Here is a 24,812-nt window from a genome sequence, read left to right as displayed (position 1 = left end):
TCGTGAAACCCGGGCTCTCGGCCCTCGCACTTCTGGCCTCCGCCGCGCCCGTCGCGGCGGAGGTCGCGTTTCTGGACCTGCCCCTCGCGTGCACGCTCGGGCAAGACTGTTTCATCGAGGACTACATGGACGCCGACCCGGGTCCCGGCGTCGCGGACTACACCTGCGGGCTGAAGGCCCGGCAGGACCACGGCGGCACCGATTTCGCGCTGCTGTCGTTCGAGGCGATGGAGGCGGGCGTGGACGTCCTCGCCGCCGCCCCGGGGACCGTGGAGGCGGTGCGCGACGGCGAGCCCGACATCGCGCTGACGCCCGGGCGCCGCGCCGAGATCGCGGGCCGCGAATGCGGCAACGCGGTCCGGATCGGGCATCCGAACGGCCTGCAGACGCTCTACTGCCACCTGAAACGCGGCAGCCTTGCCGTGACGCCCGGCACCGAGGTCGCCGCGGGCGACGTGCTGGGCCAGGTCGGCCTTTCGGGCGAGACCAACTATCCCCACCTGCACCTGACGGTCCTGAAGGACGGCGCGCGCGTCGACCCCTTCGCACCCGAGGCCGGCGCGGCCTGCGGCAGCGGGGGCCCGACGCTCTGGACCGATCCGCCCGCCTACGAACGCGCCGGCCTCTTCACCGCCGGCATGAGCGACGCGGTCCCGGACCTCGAGGACGTGCAGAGCGGCGCCGCCCGCCGCACCACCCTCGGTCCCGGGGATGCCATCGTCCTCTACGGCCACGCCTTCCATGCCGCGACCGGCGACGTGCTGCACCTCTCGGCCACGGGGCCCGAAGGCGCGCTCTTCGAGGAGGCGGTCGAGATCGCACGCGGGCAGGCACAACTCTTCCGCGCCGTCGGCCGCCGCGCACCCGAGGGCGGCTGGGCGCCCGGCACCTATCGCGGCACGGTGCGCCACATGCGCGGCGACACGGCCATCGCCGTGCGCCATGCGGAGGTGGCGGTCCGCTGAAACGTCCTCAGGGCGCGAAGGTGACGTGCCCGTCGGCGTCGATGGGCCAGGACGGGTTCCACGCGATTTCCCACATGTGGCCGTCCGGGTCCGCGACATAACCGCGGCGCCCGCCCTGCGGCGGCGCTTCGGCCCCCCGCAGAAGCGTCGCACCCGCGGCCAGCAGCCTGTCCATCACGTCCTGCACGTCGCCCTCGCTGCGCACGTTGTGGGCCAGCGCCACGGCGCCGGGCGCGCCGAGGCACGTCACCCCGGTTTCCTCCTCCAGCGTGGGGGTGAGCGACGTCCCGAAGACGAAGCCGTTCATCTGGTAGAAGGCGATCTCGTCGCTTTCGAAGACCGGCCGCCAGCCGAAACCGTCCCGATAGAACCGCGTCGACCGCGCGAGGTCCGAGATTCCGAGGGTGATCACCGCGATCTGCTGCTGCATCTGCATGTTCTTTCTTTCCGGCCGCGAGGGACTGCGCGGTCGCCTGGACCATGGGACACCGCAACCGGAGCGCCGGTCCGAAGGACCCGCCCTTGCGGGGGCCGGGCCAACCGCACCGACCTGGCCGGTTTCCGGTCCTGAAAGCCTATCCGCCCGCGCGGCGCTGGCAACGCGGCCGGGGCCCGGTCCCTATTGCTCGGTCAGCTTCAGCTCGATCCGGCGGTTCTGCGCGCGCGCCTCGGCGGTGTCGGAGGGATCGACCGGCTGGTACTGGCCGAACCCGTTCGCCGCGAGCCGCTCGGGCGGCAGGCCCAGCGCGTCGATCATGTACCGCACCACCGACAGGGCCCGTGCCTGGCTCAGTTCCCAGTTGTCCGCGAACTGCGCGCCCGGGCGGAGCGGCACGTCGTCGGTGTGCCCGTCCACGCGGATGATCCAGTCGATCTCGGACGGGATCTCGTCCGCGACGCCCTGCAGGATGGCGGCCACCTTGGCGATCTCGTTGCGGCCCTGGGGCGACAGCGCATCGTCGCCCGGCGGGAACAGCACCTCGGAGGAAAAGACGAAGCGGTCGCCCTCGATCCGCACGCCCTCGGTGTCGCCGAGGATCTGCCGGAGCCGGCCGAAGAATTCCGAGCGGTAGCGTTCGAGATCCTCTCTCTCCGCCTCGAGCCGCTGGCGCTCGGCCTCCTCCAGCTGCCGGCGGCGGCGTTCCTCCGCGGCGGCGCGGGCCAGCGCCTGGTTCAGGTCCTGGCCGAGGTTCTGCAGCTGCACCTGCGCCTCCGCATCGCAGTCCTGCGCGTCGTCGAGAAGCGCCTGCAGCGACGACAGCTGCGTGCGCAGCGCCGCGACCTGCCGGTTCAGGAGCTCGGTCTGGCGGACCGCCGCATCGGCACGCCCGGTCTCCTCGGCCAGCTCGTCGCGGGCAGTTGACAGGAGTGCCGCGCGCGTCTCGGCCTGGGTCAGCGCGTCGGCGCGGGCGGCCTCGGCGTCCTCGCGCGCGGCAAGCGCCGCGACCAGCCGTTCGCGGACCTCTTCCTCGCTCAGGCGAGCGTCCTGGCGGGCCGCGACGGCCTCGGCCAGCCGCGCCTCGAGCGCCTGCGCCGCCGCGCGTCGGTCCTCCGCGACCGCGCGCGCGGCCTCGAGCTCGGCGCGGAGCGTCTCCATCGCCGCGGCCTGCGCGCCGGAAGCGTCCTCCCGCGCGCCGAGTTCCGCGGCCAGCGCCGCGTTCTCGTCCTCGAGCCGGGCGACGCGGTCCTCGAGCGCCTGGGCGTCCTCGGCCCGCGCACGGGCCTCGGCGAGCCGCGCGTCGAGCGATGCCGCCTCCGCCGCCGCGGTGTCGCGCGCGGAAAGGGCGGCCTGCAGGGTCTCTTCAGCCTCCTCCTCGGCGACGAGCGCCGCCGCGAGCCGGGCGTTCAGGTCGTCCTCGGCCGCGCGCGCCGCGGCAAGAAGCGTCAGCGTCTCCTCCGCCTCGGCCCGCTCGGCCTCGAGCGCCATGGTCATGGCGGTCAACTCCGCACTCGAGGCGGCGAGCCGGTCGCGCAGCGCCTGCGCCGCCTCGGCCTCGGCGAGGCGCTGCGCCTCCTCCTCGCTCAGGGCGGCAGTCAGGTCCTCGACCTCTCCCGACAGCGCGGTGGCGCGGGCGTCCATGTCGGCGTTGCGGGTGCGCAGGTCGGCCACCAGCGCCTCGAGCGCCTCGCGGCGCGCGGCGGCGAGGCGCGCGGCCTCGGCCCCCGCGTCGATCTCGGAGCGCGCACGCGCGAGCGCCGTGTCGAGGGCGTCGCGCTCGTCCGACAGCGCGGCGATGCGCCGGTCGTCCGCGGCGCCCTCGGTCTCGAGCGTGGCAATGCGCGCCTCGGCGTCGTCGCGCTCGGCCAGGAGCCCCGCCACCTGCTCCTCGAACGACGCGATGCGGCCCTCGGCCTCGGCCAGCGCGGCATCCTGGCGCTCCCGCGCGGCGGTCAGGCTGCGCACGATCGCCTCGCTCTCGGCCAGCCGCGTCTCGGTGTCGTCGATGGTCGCGGTCAGCTCGCCCACGCGCGACTGCAGCCCCTCGTTCTCGCGCTGGGCGAGGCCCAGCGCCGTGGCAAGGTCCGCGACCTCGGCCGAGAGGGAGTCGAGCCGGCTTTCCTGCCCGGTGATGGTCTCGCGCAGGACGAACTGGATCACCATGAAGATCGTGAGCACGAACATCAGCACGAGCAGGAGGCCCGTCATGGCGTCGACGAAGCCGGGCCAGATCGACGCCTGGAACCGCTGTCCGCTGCGCCGGGCAAGCGCCATGGCTCAGCCCTCCCGGCTCTGCTTGGGCTGGAAGCGCTGCGCGCGGATGGGGCTGTCGCCGCCCGCGGGCGGCGTGCGGCCTGCCGACTGGCGCTGACCCAGGGCGCGCGTCAGCGCGGCGAGATCGGTGCGCAGCTCGGCCATCGTCTCCTGCCGGCCGGCCGAGATCTCCTCGAGGAGGCGCAGCATCTGCACGTCGATCGACCGCAGCCGCATCCGGCTCTCGGCGTCCAGACCGCCATCGGTGTCGCGCGCGGCGAGCGCCTCGATCAGCCGCTCCTGCCCGTCCGCGATGCGGGCAAGCGCGCTGGACGCTGGCGCCGTTGCCTCCATCCGCTCGGTCATGCGCTCGATGCTGTCGGCAAGCTGGGCGAGCCGGTCCTCGATCTCGGCGCGGCTGTCCTCGGACCGGGCATAGAGGTGCTGCAGCCCCTCCATCTGGTCGGCCACCTGTTCGAGCGCGAGCGCCGCGCCCGACATCTCGTCGCCGCCCTCCGCCCCGGAGGACAGCCCGATCCGCGTGATCGACGACAGCCATTCCTCGAGCTCGCGGTAGAACCGGTTCTGGCCGTGGCCCGCGAACAGCTCGAGCAGGCCCACGATGAGCGACCCCGCGAGACCGAGCAGCGAGGAGGCGAAGGCGACGCCCATGCCGCCCAGCTGCCCCTCGAGCCCGTTCATCAGCCTCGAGAAGACCTCGGTCCCGCTCTCGCCTTCCTGCGGCACGAGGCTGCGGATCGTGTCGACCAGCGCGGGCACAGTGGTGGCGAGCCCGTAGAACGTGCCCAGCAGCCCGAGGAAGATCAGGAGCGACACGATGTAGCGCGTGATCTCGCGGGCCTCGTCGATGCGCTGCGCCACGGAATCGAGGATCGAGCGCGACGAGGTCGTGGTGATCTGCATCCGCCGGCCGCGCGTGCGCATCAGCGCCGCGAGCGGCGCCAGGAGCTGCGGCGCACGGCCCGCATCGCCGGCATTGCGGCCCTTCACGAACCGCTCGATCCAGCGCACCGAGGTGATGAGCTGCGCCACCTGCCAGAAGCAGGCCAGCACACCCACCACGAAGACGAAGACGATGAAGCCGTTCAGGTAGGGGTTCGACTGGAATACCGGCAGCACCCGCGGCAGCGCCATCACGGCGCCCGCGGCGGACAGCCCCAGCACCGCCACCATCAGGAAGGTCTGGCGGATCGGCTGGGAGAAGTGCGGCTCGGCCTCGAGGTCCGGCTGATCCATCTGCGGACCGCTCCTGAAAGTTTGATTGCGGCTTTGCGCTTGGGGCCGACCCTATGCCTTCGGCCGGGTCAAGCCAAGCGGTGAGCCCATGATGGCCCGGACACGGTCGCTCAACCATTGCAGCTCTGCATCCGGAATGCCCAGGTCTGCCAGGTGAGCGGTCGTGTTCCAGAGGTATTCGCTGTTCGGACCGCGGCCGCCGGTGGCCCCCGCGATGATCTCCGCCTGCTCCTCGAGCGGCAGGTCGCCGCAATACTGGACGTGGTCGGGGTCGATCACGTAGGCCAGCGCCGTGACCCGCCGCCCGTCCGCGAGGTCGAGCTCGACCAGCCGTTCGAGATAGGCCGACGAGATCAGCTCGCGCTCGCGCAGGTAGGCCAGCACCGCCTCCTGCTGGTCGTCGCGGGCGGCGAGCGCGAGGCCGTCGCAATGGCTGCCCGGTTCGGCATCGAGCGCGAGGACGAGCCCCGGCGACGCCTCTGTCCCGCGGTGGTGGACCGAGCGCATGCAGAAGCTGCGCCGGTAGCCCGACAGGCGCGCGTGCTGCCGCTCCGCCACCTCGAAGCCCGGATTCCAGAGAAGCGAGCCGTATCCGAACACCCAGAGGGTCATGCACCATGGTCCTTTGCCGATGCGCGCTGTAAACACCATCGCAGACGCGGATTGAAGGGGTCTGAAGGCCCGCGGTGCCGCGCGGGCAGGGCACGGAGAACGCGACATGCGACCGATGAAATGGCTGGCATTTGCTGTCGTCGTCCTCGCGCTCGGCTGGTCGGCCTTCTGGTTCCTGCAGGTGCGCTGGCAGCGCGCGGCGATCGAGGCATGGTTCGACGCCCGCCGGGCCGAGGGGTGGCAGGCCAGCTACGAGGCGCTCGAGATGCGCGGCTTTCCGAACCGGATCGACGCCACCTTCACCGGGCTCGTCCTCGGCGATCCCGAGGGGCGCGTCACGTGGGAGGCGCCGTTCGCGCAGGTCTTCCGCCTGGCCTACCGGCCCGGCCACGTGATCGTCGCCTGGCCCGAGACCCAGAGCGTCGAGACCCAGGCCGGCCGCGTCGCCATCGAGAGCGCCGGCCTGCGCGGCAGCCTCGAGCTCTCCGGGCTGACCTTCGACCGGGTGGCGCGGCTCGTCCTCGAGGCCGAGAGCCTCACGCTCGTGCCCGACTTCGCCGACAGGCTCGCGCTCGCGGAAGTGCACGCGGCGCTCGCCGCGACCACGGACGACCCGGTGCGCTACCGCACCGCGTTGTCGGGCGTCGCCGCGGGCGACGCCGAGGGCGACCCCGAGCGCGCCAGTCTCGACGCGGTGGTGACGCTCACGGCGCCCATCACCACCGACGGCGCCCGCACGGACATCACCGCGGTCGACCTCAACCTCGCCGAATACGTCCCCGGCCCCGCGCGCCTGCGCCTGTCGGGCGATTTCGACGTGGACGGCGAGGGCCGGCTCTCGGGCGATCTCGACCTGCAGGCCGAGGAATGGCGCGACCTCGTCGCAGATGCGGCAGACCGCGGCCGGATCGATCCCGGCATCGCGGAGGGCATCGAGGACGCGATCGGCTTCGTCGCGACCCTGCGCGGCAATCCCGACACGCTCGACCTGGGCATCCGCATCGACGAGGGCAGCATGTTCCTCGGCCCGGTGCCGCTTGGACCCGCACCGCGTCTGCGCCTGCCCTGATCCGGGGACCGCGGGGGCGCGCGGCGCTTGCACCTGCCGGGCATTGCAGGGAACATCGGCCCCCAAGCGCCACAGGACTCCCATGACCGACAGCCTCTTCGCCCGCATCCTCGACCGCCGCGACGACCTGATCGCGCTGACGCAGGACCTGATCCGCGTGCCGACGCGCAACCCGCCCGGAGAGAACTACCGCGACATCTGCGCGCTGATCGAGGCGCGGCTCGCCCCGCGCGGCTTCGCCTGCACCCTGGTCCGCGCCGAGGGCGCGCCGGGCGACAGCGACCGCTACCCGCGCTGGAACCTCGTCGCCCGGATCGAGGGCGCGCGACCGGGCGCCTGCGTGCACTTCAACGGCCACACCGACGTCGTGACCGTGGGCGAGGGCTGGACCCGCGATCCCTTCGGCGCCGAGCTCGACGGCGACCGCATCTACGGGCGCGGCACCTGCGACATGAAAGGCGGCATCGCCGCCGCCATCCTCGCGGTCGAGGCCTTCGTCGACGAACATCCGGAATTCGCCGGCGCCATCGAGATCTCGGCGACCGCGGACGAGGAATCGGGCGGCTATGGCGGCGTCGCCCACCTGGCCCGCGAGGGCTGGTTCGCCCCCGACCGCGTGCAGCACGTCATCATCCCCGAACCGCTCGGCAAGGACAGCATCTGCCTCGGCCACCGCGGCGGCTGGTGGGCCGAGATCGAGACCCACGGCCGCATCGCCCACGGCTCGATGCCGTTCCTCGGCGACTGCGCGGTGCGCCACATGGGCGCGGTGCTGCAGCGCTTCGAGGAGGACCTGTTCCCGGCACTCGCCGCGCGGCGCACGGACATGCCGGTCATTCCCGACGGCGCCCGCGCCTCGACGCTCAACATCAACGCGATCCATGGCGGCGAGCCCGAACGGGCGGCCGGCGACACGGGGCTTCCCGCGCACAACGTGCCCGACCGCTGCCGTATCCAGATCGACCGCCGCTTCCTGATCGAGGAGCGGGTGGAGGATGTGGAGGCCGAGATCGTGACGCTCCTCGAGGACCTGAAGGCGCGGCGGCCGCGCTTCGACTACACCCTGCGCGAGGTGAACCGCGTGCTGCCCTCGATGACCCCCGAGGACGCGCCGGTGGTGCGCGAGGTGCGCGCGGCGATCCGCGAGGCGCTGGGACAGGAGGCGGGATTCGTCGCATCGCCCGGCAGCTACGACCAGAAGCACATCGACCGTATCGGCACGCTGCGGAACTGCATCGCCTACGGGCCGGGCCGGCTGGAACTGGCGCACGTGCCCGACGAATGGGTGGGGGTGACGGACATGCTGGATTCGGCGCGCGTCATGGCGCGCACGCTCGAACGGCTGCTGCTGCCGTGACCCGCCCGCCCCATCCCTGCCCCGCCTGCGCCGCGCCAGCGGCCCGATCGGCGCGCAGGAGGGAACGCGCACGCGGCGCGGAAAGGACGACGGCACGATGCGCTTCGCCACGATCACGCTCCTGATGGCGGCGCTCCTCGGCGCGGGGCTCGCCGCGGGCGGCCCCCTGCTCTGGGCGGCCCTCGCCTACATCGCACTCGTGACTTGGGCCCTCGACCGCATCGCCGCGCTCGCGGCCCCCGACATGCCCGGCCGGGAGTTTCCCGCCGGAACCCTCCTGTCGGCGACGCTCGGGCTCCTGCACCTGCCGCTCCTCTTCGGCGGCGTCGCGGCGCTCGCCGGCCCCGGCCTCTCCCTCCCCGAGAAGGCCGCGGGCTTCGTCGCGCTCGGACTCTTCCTCGGTCAGGTCGGCAACTCGAACGCGCACGAGCTGATCCATCGCGGCCATCGCGGGCTGCGCCGGCTCGGCGCCGCGGTCTTCGTGACCCTCCTCTTCGGCCACCACGCCTCGGCGCATCCGAAGGTACACCACGTGCACGTGGCGACCGACCGCGATCCGAACTCCGCCCGGCTCGGCGAGGGGTTCTGGCACTTCGCCCGCCGCGCCTGGATCGGCTCGCTGCGCGAGGGCTACCGCGCCGAGGCGGCGCTGCGGCGGGGCCGGGGCGGGACGCATCCCTACCTCTTCTACGGCGCAGGCGCCGCGGCCTGCCTCGCCGGCGTCGCGGCGCTCGGCGGCCTCCCCGCGCTCGCGGTCTACGTGGGCCTTGCGGCCTACGCGCAGCTGCAGCTGCTCCTGTCGGACTACGTGCAGCATTACGGGCTTCGGCGCGCCGAGATCGCGCCGGGCCGGTTCGAACCCGTGGGCGCGAGGCATTCCTGGAACGCGGTGCAGGGCGTCTCGGCCGGGCTCATGCTGAACGCGCCGCGCCACTCCGACCACCATGCCCATCCCGGGCGGCCCTATCCGGGCCTCAGGCTCGACCGCGACCGCATGCCGATCCTGCCGCACGCACTGCCGGTGATGGCGACCGCGGCGCTGGTGCCGCCGCTCTGGCGGCGCCTGATGGACCGCCGCGCCCGCGCCTGGGCCAAGCATGCACCAAGCGGCTTTCCCCCGGCGCCCGCCTCTGCCAAGCTCGCCCCATGACCCGTGCACGCCGCCTCCTCCTGCCCCTTCTCGCGGTCCTCGCCCTCGCCGGTGCGGCCACCGCGCAGGAGGCCATGACCGCCGCCGAGTTCGAGGCCTACGTCACCGGCAAGACGCTCTATTTCGGCGAGAACGGCGAGGCCTACGGCGTCGAGACGTACCTCGAGGACCGCCGCGTGCGCTGGTCCTTCCTCGACGGCGACTGCAAGGACGGCATCTGGTACGAGGACGCGGGCAACATCTGCTTCGTCTACGAGGACAATCCCGTCCCGCAGTGCTGGAGCTTCTTCCGCGCCGAGGGTGGGCTGCGCGCCGTGTTCGAGAACGATCCCGGCCAGACCGTGCTCTACGAGGCGCGGCAGGACGATGCGCCGATGATCTGCCACGGACCCGACGTGGGCGTCTGAGCCCCTCCGCCGCCAGCGGCCCCGCCCGAGCCCGGACGCCGCAGGCGGCCGGGCGAGATGACCGGCGCGGCGCGCGGCCCGCGCGCCGCTCCGCGCGGTCAGGCGGACCCGTCCGGGTCGAAGCGGTAGCCGAACCGCGCGATGTCCTCCGCGCAGATCGCCGCCACCCGTTCCGCCGTCCGGTCGTCGTAGTAGCCGCGCCAGTCCGCCCGGCGCGCCGAGGCGTTGACGCGCGGAAGCTCGGGCAGGAAGCCCAGATGCGCGGCGAGCGGCGCCATCTCCTCGGACAGCCGCTCGAGCCGCAGGAACAGCCCCGGCCGCTCGACCCCCGCGCGGTCGCGCAGGTAGGCGCCGTAACTCCATCGCGCGAGGCTCCGCGCGGTCGCGGGATGCGCCACGAAACCCGCGAAATCGGTCGCGCGGGCGAGCGCCACCGCCCGGTGCTGGAAGTCCTGCACCCGCAGCCAGTGGTAATAGCTCACCATGCGATCCCACGGGTTGCGCACCAGGGCGAAGACCAGCATCCCCGCCATCTCCGCCTCCGGCACGAGGCCCTCGATGTCGGCCAGCGTCGCGTGCTTCCAGAGCCGCCCGGGCGCCTCGAGCCCCTTCAGGCGGCCCCGGCGGGCGCGCGCCTTGGGCGTATCGCCGATCAGGATGTCGTCCGCCGCCGCCCGCGCCTCGAGCGCCAGCGCCATGGAGGTGCCCCCGGTCTTCGGGATGTGCACGAAGATGTAGCGGCGCCGGCGCGAGATGATCATGGCCGCGATCCTAGCCGGTCGCCCCGGCGCGGGAAATCCGCCCGTCCCTGCCGCGCTTGCCAGAGTGTCCAAACGGGCGCATGGTCCTGTGGCTCCGCACGGGCGCATCAGGGGAGGAGACGAACCATGGGCTGGCTGGCCGACGAGACCGGGCTTGGGAAGCGCCGCGCGAACCACACGCCCCTGACGCCCCTCTCCTTCCTCGAGCGCGCGGCGCATGTCTTCGCCGACCACGAGGCGGTGGTCTACGGGGCCGTCCGCCGCACCTATGCCGAGTACCGCGACCGCGCGACGCGCCTCGCCTCGGCGCTCGCCCGCGCGGGCGTCGCGCCGGGCGACGTGGTGGCGACCCTCCTGCCGAACGTGCCCGCACATGCCGAGGCGCATTTCGGCGTGCCGGCCTCGGGCGCGGTGCTGAACGCCGTCAACACCCGGCTCGACACAGGCACGGTCGCCTACATCCTCGATCACGGCGGCGCCCGGGTGGTGATCGCCGACAGCGAGTTCGTGCCGCTGCTCGAGGCGGCCGTCGCGGCGATGGAAGGCCCCGCGCCCCGGATCGTCGAGGTGCCCGACGACGCGGCCGGCCATCCCGCGACCGGCCGGCACCAGACCTACGAGGACTTCCTCGCCGCGGGCGATCCGCGCTTTGCCTGGATCCTGCCCGGCGACGAATGGGAAAGCCTCGCGCTCAACTACACGTCCGGCACCACCGGCCGGCCCAAGGGCGTCGTCTACCACCACCGGGGCGCCTACCTGAACGCCATGGGACAGGTCCTGTCCTGGCGCATGGTCCTGAACCCCGTCTACCTGACCATCGTGCCGCTCTTCCACTGCAACGGCTGGTGCCACACCTGGATGATGCCGGCGGTGGGCGGCACGCTCGTCTGCTGCCGCGAGATCCGCGCCAAGGCCATCTTCGATGCCATCGCCGACGAGAAGGTCACCCATTTCGGCGGCGCGCCCATCGTGCTCAACACGCTCGTCAACGCGCCCGCGGAGGACCGCCGCGCCCTCGACCACGTGGTCGAGGTCTTCACCGCCGGCGCGCCGCCCGCCCCCGCCACGCTCGCACGGATCGAGCCCATGGGCTTCAACGTCACCCATGTCTACGGCCTGACCGAGACCTACGGGCCCGCCACCGAATGCACCTGGCGGACCAAGTGGGACCACCTCGAGGGCGCCGACCGCGCCGCCTGCAAGGCGCGGCAGGGCGTGGGCATGCCGTTCATGGAACACGTGACCGTCATGGACCCCGCGACCATGACCGAGGTGCCGCGCACCGGTGCCGTGCAGGGCGAGATCATGTTCCGCGGCAACGGCGTGATGAAGGGGTACTACCGCAATCCCGAGGCCACCGAGGAAAGCTTTGCCGGCGGCTACTTCCATTCCGGCGACCTCGCCCTGCTGGAGGAGGACGGCTACCTGCGCATCGCCGACCGCGCCAAGGACATCATCATCTCGGGCGGCGAGAACATCTCGTCGGTCGAGGTCGAGGGCGTGCTGATGGGACACGAGGCGGTGAACCTCTGCGCGGTGGTGGCGAAACCCGACGACAAATGGGGCGAGGTGCCCTGCGCCTTCGTCGAGATCCGCCCCGGCGCCGACGTGACCGAGGCCGACCTCATCGCCTATGCGCGCGCGCGGCTCGCGGGCTTCAAGACGCCCAAGACCGTCGTCTTCGCGGAACTGCCCAAGACCTCGACCGGCAAGATCCAGAAGTTCCAGCTCCGCGAGCGGGCGCGGACGCTCTAGGCCCCTCTTGTCGCACGCGTTTTCCGCACGTGGACCTTTGCGGAAAGGGCGTGCTAGCATCGCCCGAACCGAGGCAGAGCAGCCCGAGGCATGACAGCGCTCAAGGAATATCAGCGGCTCGAGGCGACCGGTCTCTGGCGCCCCGAGATCGGCGCGCAGCGGCGCGAGGTCGTCGTGGCGCTGGGCGACGCCACGCTGACCATCAAGGACACGAGCGACCGGGTGCTGGCGCACTGGTCGCTGGCCGCGATCTCGCGCGCGACGCCCCGCGGGCAGGTCCCCGCGCTCTTCCATCCCGACGGCGATCCGGGCGAGGTGCTGGAGCTGCCCGAGACCGAGCGCGACATGATCGACGCGCTCGAACGCATCCTGCGCGTGGTCGACCGCCGCCGGCCGCGGCCCGGCAAGCTGCGCGTCTGGCTGACAGGCGGCGCGGGTGCGGCGATCCTCGCCGCGGCGGTGTTCTGGCTGCCCGGCGCGCTCATGACCTACTCGGTCAACGTGGTGCCGCAGGCCAAGCGGGCCGAGATCGGCTCGGCGCTGCTCGAGCGGATCACCCGCGTCGCGGGCCAGCCCTGCGATGCGCCCGACGCGCAGGCGCCGCTGCGCCGGCTCGCGGCTCGGGTGCTGGGCGAGCGGCGGCGCGACGCGCTGGTGGTGCTGCCCGAGGGGCCGCCCGACACCGCGCACCTGCCCGGCGGCCGCATCCTGCTGAACCGCGCGCTGATCGAGGACCCCGAGGATCCGGACGTTCCCGCGGGCTTCGTGCTGGCCGAGGCGCTGCGCGCGGCGACGAGCGACCCGCTCGAGGACCTGCTGCGCCATGCGGGGCTGATGGCAAGCCTGCAGCTCGTGACCACCGGCGGTCTGCCCGCCGCGGCGCTCGATGCCTATGCCGAGGACCTTCTGACCGTGCGGCGGAACGATCCGGTGCCGACGCAGCAGCTGATCGACGCCTTCGCCAAGGCCGAACTGCGCGCCTCGCCCTATGCCTACGCGCTCGACGTCACCGGCGAGACGACGATCGCGCTGATCGAGGCCGATCCGCGCGCGCGAGAGGGCAGCCGCCAGGTCCTGACCGACGCCGACTGGCTGCGGCTGCAGGGCATCTGCGGAGGCTGAGGCGCGGGCTTCAGGGCTCGACGATCTTCGGCCGGCGGATGCGGGGCGTCTCCGCGTTCACGAGCCGGCGCGGCACCGTGTTCGTCCAGACCCGCTGCGTCTGCATGTAGCCGTCGATGGACATGTTCGCGCGGTGACGGTTGAGCCGGTCGTCCTCCCAGGCGGGGCGGTAGCCGTCGGGGATGCGCAGGACCTGCTCGTCGCGGCTTTCCCAGACATGACGCGGCAGGATGCGGGTCGTGCCCGGCAGCGTGTCGGACGCGGCCGTCACCGTCCCTTGCCGCGCGCTGCGGCGGATCACGGCGCTGTCGGACGTGTTCGGCACGCAGCGCAGCGTGTAGTTCGCGCCGTGCGGCCCCTCGGTCGCCGAGCAGAGCGGCGCGGTCCCGCGCACCGTGTAGGCCCGCGGCGCCGGCGCGGAGGGCGGCGGCGCGCGGTCCGCCACGGTCTGCGGCACCGGCCGCACGATGCGCGGCGCGGGTGCGACGGGCGGCTTCGAGGGCTGCGCGCGCACCGGCGCGGCGGCCGCGGCGGGCACCGGGCGTGCGCGGGGCGGCGGCGGCGCCACGTCGGGCCCGAGGGTGATCCTCTCGGCGTCCCGAAGCCGTTCCTCGCCCGCGCTCGGCATCGGGCCCCCGGCACCCGTCGGCGTCTGCCCGCAGATGTGCTCGCGCGACCGGGTGACCCGCGGCACCCATTCCGTCGACCCGTCGACCCCCGCGCGGACATAGACGCAGCCGCGGCTGTCCACGTATTGCCGGCCCTCGAAACTCTCGGGCGGGAACTCGGCGGGAATGTCGGTGTCGCGTGGCTGCGCCTCGGCGGCCATCGCGAGGGAAAGGCCGCCCGCCAGGCAGCACAGCGCGAGGGCGCGTCTGAAATTCATGTCTGTCCCCACAGATGCGGGACCACCATGCCAGCAAGGGATAGCGTCTGTAAAGCGTTGTGACCGCTCATTTAGTGCCGAACATGCGGTCCCCGGCATCGCCGAGGCCCGGCACGATGTAGCCCTTCTCGTTCAGGCGCGCGTCGAGCGCGGCGGTCACGATGGGCACGTCGGGATGGGCCTCGCGCATGCGCGCGACACCCTCGGGCGCGGCCAGGAGGCAGAGGAACCGGATGTTCGTGGCGCCCGCCTGCTTCAGCAGGTCGACCGCGGCGGCAGAGGAGTTGCCGGTGGCGAGCATCGGGTCGACCGCGATCACCAGCCGGTCCTCGAGGCTGTCGGGCACCTTGAAGTAGTACTGCACCGGCTGCAGCGTGGTCTTGTCGCGGTAGAGCCCGATGAAGCCCACCCGCGCCGAGGGGATGAGTTCCAGCACCCCGTCGAGAAGCCCGTTGCCCGCCCGCAGGATCGAGATCAGCGCGAGCTTCTTGCCCGCGAGGACCGGCGCCTCCATCTCCATCAGCGGGGTCTCGATGGTGCGCCGCGTCATCGGCAGCTCGCGCGTGATCTCGTAGGCCAGAAGCTGGCTGATCTCGCGCAGGAGCTGCCGGAACGACGCGGTCGAAGTGTCGCGCTGGCGCATGATCGTCAGCTTGTGCTGGACCAGCGGGTGATCGACGACGGTCAGGTGCTCGGTCATGGCGTCTCCAGTCGCTTGGCGATGCGGGTGCGGGTGGCCGCGTCGCAGAAGGCGGTGTCGAGGGCGGTCCGGTTGAGCTCGCGCAGCACATCGGCATCCCAGCCGAAGGTCCTGGCAAGGTTGCGGTATTCGTCCTTCATGGTGGTGTGGAAGAACGGCGGGTCGTCGGTCGACACGCTGACCTTCACGCCCTTGCCGCGCAGGGTCTCGATCGGGTGCGCGGAAAGCTTCCGGTAGACGCCCAGCGCGACGTTCGAGCCCGGGCAGACCTCGAGCGCGATGCCGCGCTCGGCCAGCTCCTCGACCAGCGCCGGGTCCTCGACCGCGCGGACACCGTGGCCGACGCGCGACACGCCCAGCACGTCGATCGCCGCGCGCACCTCGGCCGGCCCGCGCCACTCGCCCGCGTGGGTGGTCAGGCCCAGCCCCGCCTCGCGCGCCATGTCGAAGGCATAGGCGAAATCCTTCTGCTCGCCGCGGTTCTCGTCCCCGCCCATGCCGAAACCCACGAGCCAGTCGCCCGCGGTCTCGGCCGCGCAGCGCGCCGCCGCGCGCGCCTTGTCGGGGCCGAAATGACGGATGCAGGTGACGACCCCGCGCAGGGTCACGCCCATGTCGCGCTCCGCGGCCTCCGCCGTCTCGCGGATCGCGGCGAGGTAGTCCCGCCAGGCCGACAGGTCGCCGCCCCCGCAGAAATCGGGAGACAGGAAGGTTTCCGAGTAGACGACGCCGTTTGCGGCGCTTTCCTCGAGCACCGCGCGCGTCAGGCGGGCATAGTCCGCGGGCGTCTTCAGCACGCCCGTCGCGGCCTCGTAGACCGACAGGAAGTGCACGAAGTCGCTGAAGGCATACCCGCCGTCCGGGCGGAACACGCCCGAGAGGTCGACGTGTTTCTCGGCGGCGATGCCGCGGATCAGCGCCGGCGGCGCCGCGCCTTCGAGATGCAGGTGCAGCTCGACCTTGGGCAGGTCCGCCACGTGCGCGATCTGGTCCTCGTCCATCACAGGAAACTCCGTCCCGGTCCCGTCGCCGTCACCCCGAGATGCGCCGCGACCGACGCCGCGACATCGGCGAAGGCCACGTGGCCGACCGGCCCCGTTCCGCATCCCGCGACCAGCACCGGCACCCGCTCGCGGGTGTGGTCGGTGCCGTGCCACGTGGGGTCATTGCCGTGATCGGCCGTCAGGCACAAGAGGTCCCCCGGCCGGAGCCGCGGCAGGAAGGTGCCGAGCCGCGCGTCGAACCATTCGAGCGCGCGGGCATAGCCCGCGACGTCGCGGCGGTGGCCCCAGAGCGAATCGAACTCGACGAGGTTGGCGAAGACCAGCGCGCCCTCGGGTGCGGTGTCCGCAAGCGTGTCGAGGTGGTCCATCAGCACCGCGTCCTCGCCCTTGAGCACGCGGTCGATCCCCCGCATCGAGAAGATGTCGCCGATCTTGCCGACGCCGATCACCGGCTGCCCCGCCCGCTGCACCCAGTCGGTCAGCACCGGCATGGGCGGCGCGATGGCATAGTCGCGCCGGTTCGCGGTGCGCCGGAACGCGCCCTCCTGCCCGACGAAGGGGCGCGCGATGACGCGGCCCACGCGCATCTCGTGCAGCATGGGCGCGATCCCCTCGCAGAGCGCGAGCAACCGCTCGAGGCCAAAGCTCTCCTCGTGCGCGGCGATCTGGAACACGCTGTCGGCGGAGGTGTAGCAGATCGGCCGCACGGTCCGCAGGTGTTCGGCGCCGAAGCGGTCGAGCATGACGGTGCCCGAGCCGTGGCAGGCGCCGAGGATGCCGTCGGTGCCGGCGAGCTCGGACACCCGCGCGATCACCTCGGCCGGAAAGGCCGGCACCTCGAGCGGAAAGTAGTGCCAGTCCCACGGTACCGGCAGGCCGGCGAGTTCCCAGTGCCCCGAGGGCGTGTCCTTGCCCGGGCTGATCTCGGTCGCCGCTCCCCAGCGTCCCTCGGGCGGGGCGCCCAGCCCGGGCGCCCCCTGCCCCGACGCGCAGGCCAGCGCGGCGCCGAGCCCGAGCCGGTCGAGGTTCGGCAGCGTCAGCGGTCCCGAGCGGCCGGTCTCGGCATGCCCCGACGCGCAGGCCTCGGCGATGTGCAGGAGCGTGTTGGCGCCGGTGTCGGGCCGGACGTCGTTGAAGAAGGACGCGGCATCGGGCGCCCCGCCGATGCCGACGGAATCGAGGACGACGAGGAAGGCGCGCGTCACGGTCGTGCCTCGTCGACCACCCGGCCGCGGAAGAGCGGCGGCACGGGACCCGGTTCGGGGCGGATCGTCACCGCCGCCGCGACCGCGCGTGCCGCCGCGTCCGCCGCGCCCTCGCGGGCGGCGTGCACCCGTGCAAGCGGCGCGCCCGCCGCGACCGGGGCGCCGAGGCGCACCATGTCGGTGATGCCGACCGCGGGGTCGATCCGGTCGCCTTCGACCCGCCGGCCGCCGCCCAGCGCCACCACCGCCAGTCCGAGCGCCTCGCCGTCGATGGCGGTGACATGGCCCGCCTCCGGCGCCGAAACCTCGCGCACCACCGGCGCCCCGGGCAAAAAGCGCGCCCAGTCCTCGACGAAGGTGCGCGGCCCGCCCATGCCGTAGACCATGCGGCCGAAACGCTCGGCCGCGCCGCCCCCGGCGATGGCGTCCCGCACGCGTTCCGCCCCCGACGCGGCCGACGCGGCGAGCCCGGCCGAGGCGAGTAGCTCGCCCCCGAGCGCGGTCGCCAGGTCGTGGAGCGGCCCCGTCGCGGCGCCCGTCAGCACGGCCATTGCCGCCGCCACCTCGAGCGCGTTGCCGAGCGCGGGGGCGGCCGGTTCGTCCATGCCGGTGATCAGCGCCGTCGTCGGGCAGCCCGCGCGGCAGGCGGTGGCGACGAGCGCCTCGGCCAGTGCCCGCGCCCGCGCGTCGTCCTTCATGAACGCGCCCGAGCCGACCTTGACGTCGAGGACCAGCCCGTCGAGCCCCGCGGCGAGCTTCTTCGACAGGATCGAGGCGGTGATGAGGTCGAGGCTGTCGACCGTGGCGGTCACGTCGCGCACCGCGTAGAGCCTGCGGTCCGCGGGCGCGATGTCGGCAGAGGCGCCGACGATGGCGCAGCCGGCCTCGGCCACGAGCCGCCGGAACCGCCCGGCATCGAGGCTCGTGGTCACGCCCGGGATCGCCTCGAGCTTGTCGAGGGTGCCGCCGGTATGTCCGAGGCCGCGTCCCGAGATCATCGGCACGTAGACGCCGCAGGCGGCGAGCGCGGGGGCCAGCACGAGGCTCACGCAGTCGCCGACGCCGCCCGTCGAATGCTTGTCGAGGACCGGCGCGTCGAGATCCCAGGTCAGGACGCGGCCCGAATCGCGCATCGCGCAGGTCAGCGCGGCGCGCCCCTCGGGCCCGAGCCCGCCCATGCAGATGGCCATGGCGAAGGCGCCCGCCTGCGCGTCCGAGACGCTGCCGTCGGCCAGACCCGCCGCGAACCAGGCCAGGTCTTCGGGCGGGGGGCTGTCCCCGCGCCGCAGCGTCGCGATCACCCTGCGCGCGTCGCTCACGCGCCCTCCATGTGTCCCGCGCCGAAGGCCCCGGGCAGAAGCTCCGCGACCCTGAGCGACGTCTCTGTGCCGGCGGTGGTCGCGAGCGTCACCACCACGTCCGGATCCGCGAATTCCGCGATCTTCTGGCGGCAGCCGCCGCAGGGCGGCACCGGCGCGGAGCTGTCGGCGACCACGTAGGCCGCGGCGATGCGCGTCTCGCCCGCGGCGACCATGGCGGCGATGGCGCCCGCCTCGGCGCAGGTGCCCTCGGGATAGGCCACATTCTCGACGTTGCAGCCGGAAAAGACGCGCCCCGAAGGCGTGCGCAGCGCCGCCCCCACCTTGAAGCGCGAATAGGGCGCGTAGGCGTTCTCGCGCACCGCGCGCGCCGCATCCCTGAGGTCCGTGTCCGCCTGCGTCACCTGCCGCTCCTTCCGATGCCGGGCCTTCATCGTGCGCAGAGCCCGCGACCGGACGCAAGACCGCCCGCGTGCCGGGTGATGCCGTGACGCCTTCCGCTTGTGCGGGGAATCGGCTAGCCCGACCCGGCACACGATGAGGGGGGAGAGACGACGTGTCCGACCAGACCACCGACCAGGTGCGCCAGCAGGCGCTCGACTATCACCGGCATCCGAAGCCCGGCAAACTCGAGATCCGCGCGACGAAGCCCATGGCGAACGGTCGCGACCTGGCCCGCGCCTATTCGCCCGGCGTGGCGGAGGCCTGCCTCGAGATCAAGGCCGACCCCGAGACGGCGCAGGACTACACCGCCCGCGGCAACCTCGTGGCGGTCGTCTCGAACGGGACCGCGGTGCTCGGGCTCGGCAATATCGGCGCGCTCGCGTCGAAGCCGGTGATGGAAGGCAAGGCGGTCCTCTTCAAGAAGTTCTCGGGCATCGACTGCTTCGACATCGAGCTGAACGAGCCCGACCCGGTGAAGCTGGCCGAGATCGTCTGCGCGCTCGAGCCGACCTTCGGCGCGATCAACCTCGAGGACATCAAGGCGCCCGACTGCTTCATCGTCGAGAAGATCTGCCGCGAGCGCATGAACATCCCCGTGTTCCACGACGACCAGCACGGCACCGCGATCGTGGTGGGTGCGGCGGCCACGAACGCCCTGCGCGTCGCGGGCAAGCGGTTCGAGGACATCAAGATCGTCTCGACGGGCGGCGGCGCGGCGGGCATCGCCTGCCTCAACATGCTGCTGAAGCTCGGCGTGAAGCGCGAGAACGTCTGGCTCTGCGACCTGCACGGGCTCGTGCACGAAGGCCGGACCGAGGACATGACACCCCAGAAGGCCGAGTTCGCGCAGCCGGGCGGACCGCGGGCGCTCGGTGACGTGATCGAGGGGGCGGACCTCTTCCTCGGGCTGTCCGGGCCGAACGTGCTGAAGCCCGAGATGGTCGGCAGGATGGCCGCGCGACCGATCATCTTCGCGCTCGCGAACCCCTATCCCGAAATCATGCCGGACGACGCGCGCGCCGCGGTGCCGGACGCGATCATCGCCACGGGCCGGTCGGACTATCCCAACCAGGTCAACAACGTCCTCTGCTTCCCCTTCATCTTCCGGGGCGCGCTCGACGTGGGCGCGACCGAGATCAACGACGAGATGCAGATCGCCTGCGTCGAGGGCATCGCCGCGCTCGCCCGCGCGACGACCTCGGCAGAGGCGGCGGCGGCCTATCGCGGCGAGCAGCTGACCTTCGGCGCCGATTACCTGATCCCGAAACCCTTCGACCCGCGGCTGTCCGCGACGGTGTCGGTCGCGGTGGCGCGGGCGGCGATGGAATCGGGCGTGGCCAAGCGGCCCATCCCCGACATCGAGGCCTACCGCGCCAAGCTCAACGCCAGCGTCTACCGCTCGGCGCTGCTGATGCGCCCGGTCTTCGAGGCCTCCCAAAGCGCGTCGCGGCGCATCGTCTTCGCCGAGGGCGAGGACGAACGCGTGCTGCGCGCCGCGCAGGCCATCCTCGAGGAGACGACGGAGCAGCCGATCCTGATCGGCCGGCCCGAGGTGATCGAGATGCGCTGCGAGCGCATGGGGCTCGAGATCCGGCCCGCGCGCGACTTCAACATCGTGAACCCCGAGAACGACCCGCGCTACCGCGACTACTGGCAGAGCTACCACGAGCTCATGTGCCGGCGCGGCGTCACGCCCGACCTCGCCCGCGCGATCATGCGCACCAACACCACCGCCATCGGCGCGGTGATGGTGCACCGCGACGAGGCGGACAGCCTGATCTGCGGCACCTTCGGCGAGTACCGCTGGCACCTGAACTACGTGAGCCAGGTGCTGGGCACGCCGACGCTCTACCCGCAGGGCGCGCTGTCGCTGATGATCCTCGAGGACGGGCCGCTCTTTATCGCCGACACTCACGTGCACACGCGCCCCACTCCCGACGAGCTGGCACAGGTCGTGCTGGGGGCCGCGCGCCACGTGCGCCGCTTCGGCGTGGTGCCGAACATCGCGCTCTGCTCGCAGTCGAACTTCGGCACCCAGTCGAGCGATTCCGCCGAACGCATGCGCGCGGCGCTGGCGCTGCTGCAGTCGATGCCGAACGATTTCTGCGTCGAGGGCGAGATGAGCGTCGAGGCGGCGCTCGATCCCGACCTGCGCGAACGCCTGTTCCCGGGCAACCGGATGAAGGGCGCCGCCAACACGCTGATCTTCGGCCATGCCGACGCGGCCTCGGGCGTGCGCAACATCCTCAAGGCCAAGTCCGGCGGGCTCGAGGTCGGGCCGATCCTCATGGGTCTCGGCAACCGCGCGCACATCGTCACGCCCTCGATCACCGCGCGCGGGCTGCTCAACATGGCGGCGATCGCCGGCACGCCGGTCGCGAAGTACGGCTGATCCCGGCGGCGCGGGGCCGGACGCCTCCGGCCCTGCCCTGCTTCCCGGCGGTGCCCGGCCCGGCGCTAGCGCAATCATCGCGCGGGCGGCTTGCCGCACCGTCCCTCGGGCGCGTAAGACTTTCCCGGTACGAGGGAGGAGCGTGCGCAATGGGTTATCAGGACGTCTATGCCGGCTGGCAGGCCGACCCCGAAGCTTACTGGATGGCCGAAGCCAAGCGGATCGACTGGCACACACCGCCGTCGCGGGCGCAGTTCGACCGCGGCGACGGGATTTCCGACTGGTTTTCCGACGGGATGCTGAACGGCTGCTGGAACGCCGTCGACCGCCATGTCGAGGCCGGGCGCGGGGCGCAGACGGCGATCATCCACGACAGCCCCCTGACCGGCACCAAGCGCTGGATTTCCTACGCGGAGCTGCGCAACCGCGTGGCGACGCTTGCCGGCGCCCTGCGCGCCAAGGGCGTCGGAAAGGGCGACCGCGTCATCATCTACATGCCCATGGTGCCCGAGGCGGTCGAGGCGATGCTGGCCTGCGCGCGGCTCGGGGCGATCCACTCCGTCGTCTTCGGCGGCTTCGCCGCGAACGAGCTTGCCGTGCGGATCGACGACGCCAAGCCGCGCGCGATCCTCGCCGCCTCCTGCGGGATCGAGCCGGGCCGCGTGGTGCACTACAAGCCGCTGCTGGACGGCGCCATCGCGCAGGCAACGCACAAGCCCGAGTTCTGCGTGATCCTGCAGCGCGAGCAGGAGGTGGCGCAGCTGACGCCCGGCCGCGACGTCGACTGGCACGGATTCCAGTATGGCGCGACGCCCGCGGACTGCGTGCCGGTCGAGGGCGACCATCCCGCCTACATCCTCTACACGTCGGGCACGACCGGCGCGCCGAAGGGCGTCGTGCGGCCGACCGCGGGCCACCTCGTCGCGCTCAACTGGACGATGAAGGCGATCTACGGCGTCGACCCGGGCGAGGTGTTCTGGGCCGCCTCGGACGTGGGCTGGGTCGTGGGCCACAGCTACATCTGCTACGCGCCGCTGGTGCACGGCAACACCACCATCGTGTTCGAGGGCAAGCCCGTCGGCACGCCCGATGCCGGGACATTCTGGCGGGTGATCGCCGAACACGGGGTCGCGAGCTTCTTCACCGCGCCGACGGCCTTCCGCGCGGTCAAGCGCGAGGATCCGAAGGGCGAGCATATCGCCCGCCACGACCTGTCGCGGCTGCGCGCGATCTACCTCGCCGGCGAACGCGCCGATCCCGACACCATCGAGTGGACGCAGGAGAAGACCGGCAAGCCCGTCTACGACCACTGGTGGCAGACCGAGACCGGGTGGCCCATCGTCGGCAACCCCGTGGGCATCGAGGCTCTGCCGGTCAAGATCGGCTCGCCCACCGTGGCGATGCCCGGCTACGACGTGCGAATCCTCGACGAGCAGGGCAACGAGAAGCCGGCCGGAGAGCTGGGCGCCATCGCGGTCCGGCTGCCGCTGCCGCCGGGCACCCTGCCCACGCTCTGGAATGCGGGCGAGCGGTTCCGAAAGGCCTACCTCTCGCGCTTTCCGGGCTACTACGAGACCGGCGATGCGGGCATGAAGGACGCGGACGGCTATCTCTGGATCATGGCGCGCACCGACGACGTCATCAACGTGGCGGGCCACCGGCTCTCCACCGGCGGGATGGAGGAGGTGCTGGCCGCCCATCCCGACGTCGCCGAATGCGCCGTGGTGGGCGTGCGCGACGACCTCAAGGGCCAGCTGCCCATGGGTTTCGTCTGCCTGACCAAGGGCGTGAACCGGCCGCACGAGGAGGTCGAGAAGGAATGCGTCGCGCTCGTGCGCGACCACATCGGCCCGGTCGCGGCGTTCAAGCTCTGCAAGGTGGTGGACCGCCTGCCGAAGACCCGGTCGGGCAAGATCCTGCGCCGGACGATGGCCGCCATCGCCGACGGCGAGGATTTCAAGCTGCCCGCGACGATCGACGATCCCGCGATCCTCGACGAGATCCGCGGCAGCATCGCGGCGCTCGGCTATCCGCGGACGTGACCCTGGCGGACAGCGCCCTGCCCGTGATGGGTGTGGCGCGGGTCCATCATGCCCTGCTTCACGCCGGCGCGGATCAGCAGCACGTTGACCGGCCAGGCGACGAGCAGCCCGCAGGACAGCGACACGATGAGCGCGGTCCAGAACCGCACCTCGCCCATGCCCGCGCCGGCGGCGAGCCAGAGGCTGACGCCGATGGCCGTCACCTCCATCACCGTGATCGAGGGCGTTTCGGCGAGCGCCGCGTCCTTCAGCGCCTGTCGCGGCGCCATGCCGCCCTGCACCAGCGGACCCACGGTCAGCGCGTAGCCGAAGAGGTAGGCCAGCGTGAAGGTCGTGACCGACACCCAGAGGTTCCCGAGCTGCAGGAGGCCCGCGGCCACCAGAACGCCCAGGATCTCGCCCATGCCGCAGCCCGAATAGCAATGCGACACCGACCGGAAGCCGCGCCGGCCGAGCGTGTCGTCGGCGATCTCCTTGCGCCCCGACCAGCGGTAGATCAGCAGCCCCAGCACGCCCGAATAGGCCACGGTCAGCGTCCAGACGAGCTTCATCAGGGGCATCAGGTGCGCGTTGCGGGTCCGGAGGTCACGGATCGTCCAGACGACGCTCGGCACCATCGTCGCGAGCCAGAGCCCGAGGAAGAGGGGCGAATCGAGGAAGCTGCGCAGGGTGTCCATGCCCGTCCAACCACGCCGTCGCGGATGCGTTCCCGCCGCGGCGGCCTCAGACGAACTGCTCGCGGATCAGCCTCTCCTCCAGGCCGTGGCCGGGATCGAACAGGACCCGGTGCGCGATCGAGGGCTCCGAGCGGATGTCGACGCGCACCACGTCGCGCACCGACCGCGAATCCGCCTCGGCCATCACCGGCCGCTTCTCGCCGTTCAACACCTCGAAGGTCACCTCGGCGGTCTTTGGCAGCAGCGCGCCGCGCCAGCGCCGCGGGCGGAAGGCCGACATCGCGGTCAGCGCCAGCACGTCGGCGCCGATGGGCAGGATCGGCCCGTGGGCGGAATAGTTGTAGGCGGTCGAGCCAGCGGGCGTCGCCACCAGCGCGCCGTCGCAGACGAGCTCGGCCATGCGCAGGCGGCCGTCGACGCTGATGCGCAGCCGCGCCGCCTGCGGCCCCTGCCGCAGCAGCGACACCTCGTTGATGGCGAGCGCCTCGTGCGCCGCCCCGTCCGCGGTGCGCGCGTGCATCGAGAGCGGGTTCAGGACCGCCTCCTCGGCGGCGGCGAGCCGTTCCTCGAGCCCGTGCTCGGAATACTCGTTCATGAGGAAGCCCACGGTGCCGCGGTTCATGCCGTAGACCGGCACCGCGAGCGCCTGCGTCCGGTGCAGCGTCTGCAGCATGAACCCGTCACCGCCCAGGGCCACGATCACGTCCGCGCCGCGTTCCGCGTGATCGCCGTAGACCCGCGTCAGCGCCGCCTTGGCTGCCTCGGCGATGGGCGCATCCGAGGCGGTGAAGGCGATCCTCAGCGACATGGTCGTTTCCTGTCGTGTCCGTTCGGGTCCGAAACAAGCACAAGTTTTCCCCCGAGACCAGCGGGGGTGCGCGACAGGGGGCACCGGATGTCGCCTTCCCCTTTACTTGCGTCGCCTGTGTCGCTTTACACACCCTCGCCAGCGGCTAGTTTCCCATCGGAAACGCGTCGGCGCGCCGCAGTCGCGCC

Annotated in this window: 22 protein-coding genes; 9 read left to right on the top strand and 13 right to left on the bottom strand. The window is 72.3% G+C overall.

Annotated elements, in window-relative coordinates; translation table 11 throughout:
- The first annotated feature begins 2 nt into the window (after positions 1-2).
- A complete protein-coding gene (locus RISW2_RS17190; protein WP_043773486.1) occupies positions 3-965 on the top strand; it encodes a M23 family metallopeptidase in 963 nt (320 codons plus the stop codon).
- 7 nt (positions 966-972) lie between these two features.
- Here RISW2_RS17190 and RISW2_RS17185 read toward each other — a convergent pair whose 3' ends face one another.
- From RISW2_RS17185 to RISW2_RS17170, 4 genes are all read right to left on the bottom strand, one after another.
- Positions 973-1,401: a VOC family protein gene (locus RISW2_RS17185; protein ID WP_244437620.1), complete on the bottom strand. Its 429-nt coding sequence runs from the start codon at positions 1,399-1,401 to the stop codon at positions 973-975.
- Between the two features lie 183 nt (positions 1,402-1,584).
- Entirely contained in the window at positions 1,585-3,678 is a 2,094-nt protein-coding gene (locus RISW2_RS17180; RefSeq protein WP_043773485.1) for a peptidoglycan -binding protein, read from the bottom strand.
- A 3-nt stretch (positions 3,679-3,681) separates the two neighbouring features.
- Positions 3,682-4,914, bottom strand: a complete 1,233-nt coding sequence (locus tag RISW2_RS17175) for a biopolymer transporter ExbB (RefSeq protein WP_043773484.1) — start codon at positions 4,912-4,914, stop codon at positions 3,682-3,684.
- 51 nt (positions 4,915-4,965) lie between these two features.
- The gene (locus tag RISW2_RS17170) at positions 4,966-5,526 is read right to left on the bottom strand and encodes a gamma-glutamylcyclotransferase (protein ID WP_043773483.1); all 561 of its coding nucleotides are present in this window, start codon (positions 5,524-5,526) and stop codon (positions 4,966-4,968) included.
- 106 nt (positions 5,527-5,632) lie between these two features.
- Between RISW2_RS17170 and RISW2_RS17165 the strand changes: the two genes are divergently transcribed.
- The 4 genes from RISW2_RS17165 (at position 5,633) to RISW2_RS17150 (ending at position 9,509) form a co-directional block, all read left to right on the top strand.
- A complete protein-coding gene (locus RISW2_RS17165) occupies positions 5,633-6,595 on the top strand; it encodes a DUF2125 domain-containing protein (RefSeq protein ID WP_051492123.1) in 963 nt (320 codons plus the stop codon).
- A gap of 82 nt (positions 6,596-6,677) precedes the next feature.
- The gene (locus RISW2_RS17160) at positions 6,678-7,952 is read left to right on the top strand and encodes an acetylornithine deacetylase/succinyl-diaminopimelate desuccinylase family protein (protein ID WP_043773482.1); all 1,275 of its coding nucleotides are present in this window, start codon (positions 6,678-6,680) and stop codon (positions 7,950-7,952) included.
- 97 nt (positions 7,953-8,049) lie between these two features.
- Positions 8,050-9,102, top strand: coding sequence for an alkane 1-monooxygenase (locus RISW2_RS17155; protein WP_043773480.1), 1,053 nt, complete (start codon positions 8,050-8,052; stop codon positions 9,100-9,102).
- Complete coding sequence (locus RISW2_RS17150; protein ID WP_043773479.1) at positions 9,099-9,509, top strand: hypothetical protein; 411 nt, start codon at positions 9,099-9,101, stop codon at positions 9,507-9,509. The genes RISW2_RS17155 and RISW2_RS17150 overlap by 4 nt, the downstream gene beginning before the upstream one ends.
- A gap of 98 nt (positions 9,510-9,607) precedes the next feature.
- On the opposite strand, the gene RISW2_RS17145 is transcribed toward RISW2_RS17150, so the two are convergent.
- Positions 9,608-10,270, bottom strand: a complete 663-nt coding sequence (locus RISW2_RS17145; protein ID WP_043773478.1) for a sulfotransferase family protein — start codon at positions 10,268-10,270, stop codon at positions 9,608-9,610.
- A 126-nt stretch (positions 10,271-10,396) separates the two neighbouring features.
- Between RISW2_RS17145 and RISW2_RS17140 the strand changes: the two genes are divergently transcribed.
- Both RISW2_RS17140 and RISW2_RS17135 read left to right on the top strand, forming a co-directional pair.
- Positions 10,397-12,025 carry an AMP-binding protein gene (locus tag RISW2_RS17140; RefSeq protein ID WP_043773477.1) on the top strand — a complete coding sequence of 543 codons (1,629 nt, stop codon included), beginning with the start codon at positions 10,397-10,399 and terminating at the stop codon, positions 12,023-12,025.
- A gap of 90 nt (positions 12,026-12,115) precedes the next feature.
- A complete protein-coding gene (locus RISW2_RS17135) occupies positions 12,116-13,147 on the top strand; it encodes a hypothetical protein (protein ID WP_043773475.1) in 1,032 nt (343 codons plus the stop codon).
- 10 nt (positions 13,148-13,157) lie between these two features.
- Here the strand turns inward: RISW2_RS17135 and RISW2_RS17130 are convergent, their stop codons facing one another.
- The 6 genes from RISW2_RS17130 to RISW2_RS17105 form a co-directional block, all read right to left on the bottom strand.
- Complete coding sequence (locus tag RISW2_RS17130) at positions 13,158-14,033, bottom strand: hypothetical protein (protein ID WP_043773474.1); 876 nt, start codon at positions 14,031-14,033, stop codon at positions 13,158-13,160.
- A 67-nt stretch (positions 14,034-14,100) separates the two neighbouring features.
- Positions 14,101-14,733, bottom strand: coding sequence for a uracil phosphoribosyltransferase (gene upp / locus RISW2_RS17125; protein ID WP_043773472.1), 633 nt, complete (start codon positions 14,731-14,733; stop codon positions 14,101-14,103).
- Positions 14,730-15,734: an adenosine deaminase gene (locus tag RISW2_RS17120; protein ID WP_043773471.1), complete on the bottom strand. Its 1,005-nt coding sequence runs from the start codon at positions 15,732-15,734 to the stop codon at positions 14,730-14,732. Before RISW2_RS17120 ends, upp begins: the two co-directional genes overlap by 4 nt.
- Positions 15,734-16,942 carry a phosphopentomutase gene (locus RISW2_RS17115; protein ID WP_043773470.1) on the bottom strand — a complete coding sequence of 403 codons (1,209 nt, stop codon included), beginning with the start codon at positions 16,940-16,942 and terminating at the stop codon, positions 15,734-15,736. Before RISW2_RS17115 ends, RISW2_RS17120 begins: the two co-directional genes overlap by 1 nt.
- A complete protein-coding gene (locus tag RISW2_RS17110; RefSeq protein ID WP_043773469.1) occupies positions 16,939-18,261 on the bottom strand; it encodes a thymidine phosphorylase in 1,323 nt (440 codons plus the stop codon). Before RISW2_RS17110 ends, RISW2_RS17115 begins: the two co-directional genes overlap by 4 nt.
- The gene (locus RISW2_RS17105; protein ID WP_051492122.1) at positions 18,258-18,695 is read right to left on the bottom strand and encodes a cytidine deaminase; all 438 of its coding nucleotides are present in this window, start codon (positions 18,693-18,695) and stop codon (positions 18,258-18,260) included. The genes RISW2_RS17110 and RISW2_RS17105 overlap by 4 nt, the downstream gene beginning before the upstream one ends.
- 122 nt (positions 18,696-18,817) lie before the next feature.
- Here RISW2_RS17105 and RISW2_RS17100 point away from each other — a divergent pair, with 122 nt between their 5' ends.
- Entirely contained in the window at positions 18,818-21,097 is a 2,280-nt protein-coding gene (locus tag RISW2_RS17100; RefSeq protein ID WP_043773466.1) for an NADP-dependent malic enzyme, read from the top strand.
- Between the two features lie 149 nt (positions 21,098-21,246).
- A complete protein-coding gene (locus RISW2_RS17095; protein WP_043773464.1) occupies positions 21,247-23,139 on the top strand; it encodes a propionyl-CoA synthetase in 1,893 nt (630 codons plus the stop codon).
- On the opposite strand, the gene RISW2_RS17090 is transcribed toward RISW2_RS17095, so the two are convergent.
- Together RISW2_RS17090 and RISW2_RS17085 are read right to left on the bottom strand one after the other, a co-directional pair.
- Positions 23,124-23,816 (bottom strand): DUF4396 domain-containing protein, encoded by a 693-nt coding sequence (locus tag RISW2_RS17090; RefSeq protein WP_051492121.1) that lies wholly within the window; start codon positions 23,814-23,816, stop codon positions 23,124-23,126. The two genes, RISW2_RS17095 and RISW2_RS17090, sit on opposite strands and share 16 nt — an antisense overlap.
- A 46-nt stretch (positions 23,817-23,862) precedes the next feature.
- Positions 23,863-24,624 (bottom strand): NAD kinase, encoded by a 762-nt coding sequence (locus RISW2_RS17085; RefSeq protein ID WP_043773462.1) that lies wholly within the window; start codon positions 24,622-24,624, stop codon positions 23,863-23,865.
- Positions 24,625-24,812 lie beyond the last annotated feature (188 nt).

Source organism: Roseivivax isoporae LMG 25204 (assembly GCF_000521865.1).
Lineage (GTDB): Bacteria > Pseudomonadota > Alphaproteobacteria > Rhodobacterales > Rhodobacteraceae > Roseivivax > Roseivivax isoporae.
This window is presented reverse-complemented; position numbering and strand designations above follow the sequence as displayed.

Bases quoted from the DNA above. Each gene is read 5' to 3' on its own strand.
- RISW2_RS17185 (WP_244437620.1), bottom strand. From the start codon at position 1,401: ATGCAGATGCAGCAGCAGATCGCGGTGATCACCCTCGGAATCTCGGAC.
- RISW2_RS17180 (WP_043773485.1), bottom strand. From the start codon at position 3,678: ATGGCGCTTGCCCGGCGCAGCGGACAGCGGTTCCAGGCGTCGATCTGG.
- RISW2_RS17175 (WP_043773484.1), bottom strand. From the start codon at position 4,914: ATGGATCAGCCGGACCTCGAGGCCGAGCCGCACTTCTCCCAGCCGATC.
- RISW2_RS17170 (WP_043773483.1), bottom strand. From the start codon at position 5,526: ATGACCCTCTGGGTGTTCGGATACGGCTCGCTTCTCTGGAATCCGGGC.
- RISW2_RS17165 (WP_051492123.1), top strand. From the start codon at position 5,633: ATGCGACCGATGAAATGGCTGGCATTTGCTGTCGTCGTCCTCGCGCTC.
- RISW2_RS17160 (WP_043773482.1), top strand. From the start codon at position 6,678: ATGACCGACAGCCTCTTCGCCCGCATCCTCGACCGCCGCGACGACCTG.
- RISW2_RS17155 (WP_043773480.1), top strand. From the start codon at position 8,050: ATGCGCTTCGCCACGATCACGCTCCTGATGGCGGCGCTCCTCGGCGCG.
- RISW2_RS17150 (WP_043773479.1), top strand. From the start codon at position 9,099: ATGACCCGTGCACGCCGCCTCCTCCTGCCCCTTCTCGCGGTCCTCGCC.
- RISW2_RS17145 (WP_043773478.1), bottom strand. From the start codon at position 10,270: ATGATCATCTCGCGCCGGCGCCGCTACATCTTCGTGCACATCCCGAAG.
- RISW2_RS17140 (WP_043773477.1), top strand. From the start codon at position 10,397: ATGGGCTGGCTGGCCGACGAGACCGGGCTTGGGAAGCGCCGCGCGAAC.
- RISW2_RS17135 (WP_043773475.1), top strand. From the start codon at position 12,116: ATGACAGCGCTCAAGGAATATCAGCGGCTCGAGGCGACCGGTCTCTGG.
- RISW2_RS17130 (WP_043773474.1), bottom strand. From the start codon at position 14,033: ATGAATTTCAGACGCGCCCTCGCGCTGTGCTGCCTGGCGGGCGGCCTT.
- upp (WP_043773472.1), bottom strand. From the start codon at position 14,733: ATGACCGAGCACCTGACCGTCGTCGATCACCCGCTGGTCCAGCACAAG.
- RISW2_RS17120 (WP_043773471.1), bottom strand. From the start codon at position 15,734: ATGGACGAGGACCAGATCGCGCACGTGGCGGACCTGCCCAAGGTCGAG.
- RISW2_RS17105 (WP_051492122.1), bottom strand. From the start codon at position 18,695: ATGAAGGCCCGGCATCGGAAGGAGCGGCAGGTGACGCAGGCGGACACG.
- RISW2_RS17095 (WP_043773464.1), top strand. From the start codon at position 21,247: ATGGGTTATCAGGACGTCTATGCCGGCTGGCAGGCCGACCCCGAAGCT.
- RISW2_RS17090 (WP_051492121.1), bottom strand. From the start codon at position 23,816: ATGGACACCCTGCGCAGCTTCCTCGATTCGCCCCTCTTCCTCGGGCTC.
- RISW2_RS17085 (WP_043773462.1), bottom strand. From the start codon at position 24,624: ATGTCGCTGAGGATCGCCTTCACCGCCTCGGATGCGCCCATCGCCGAG.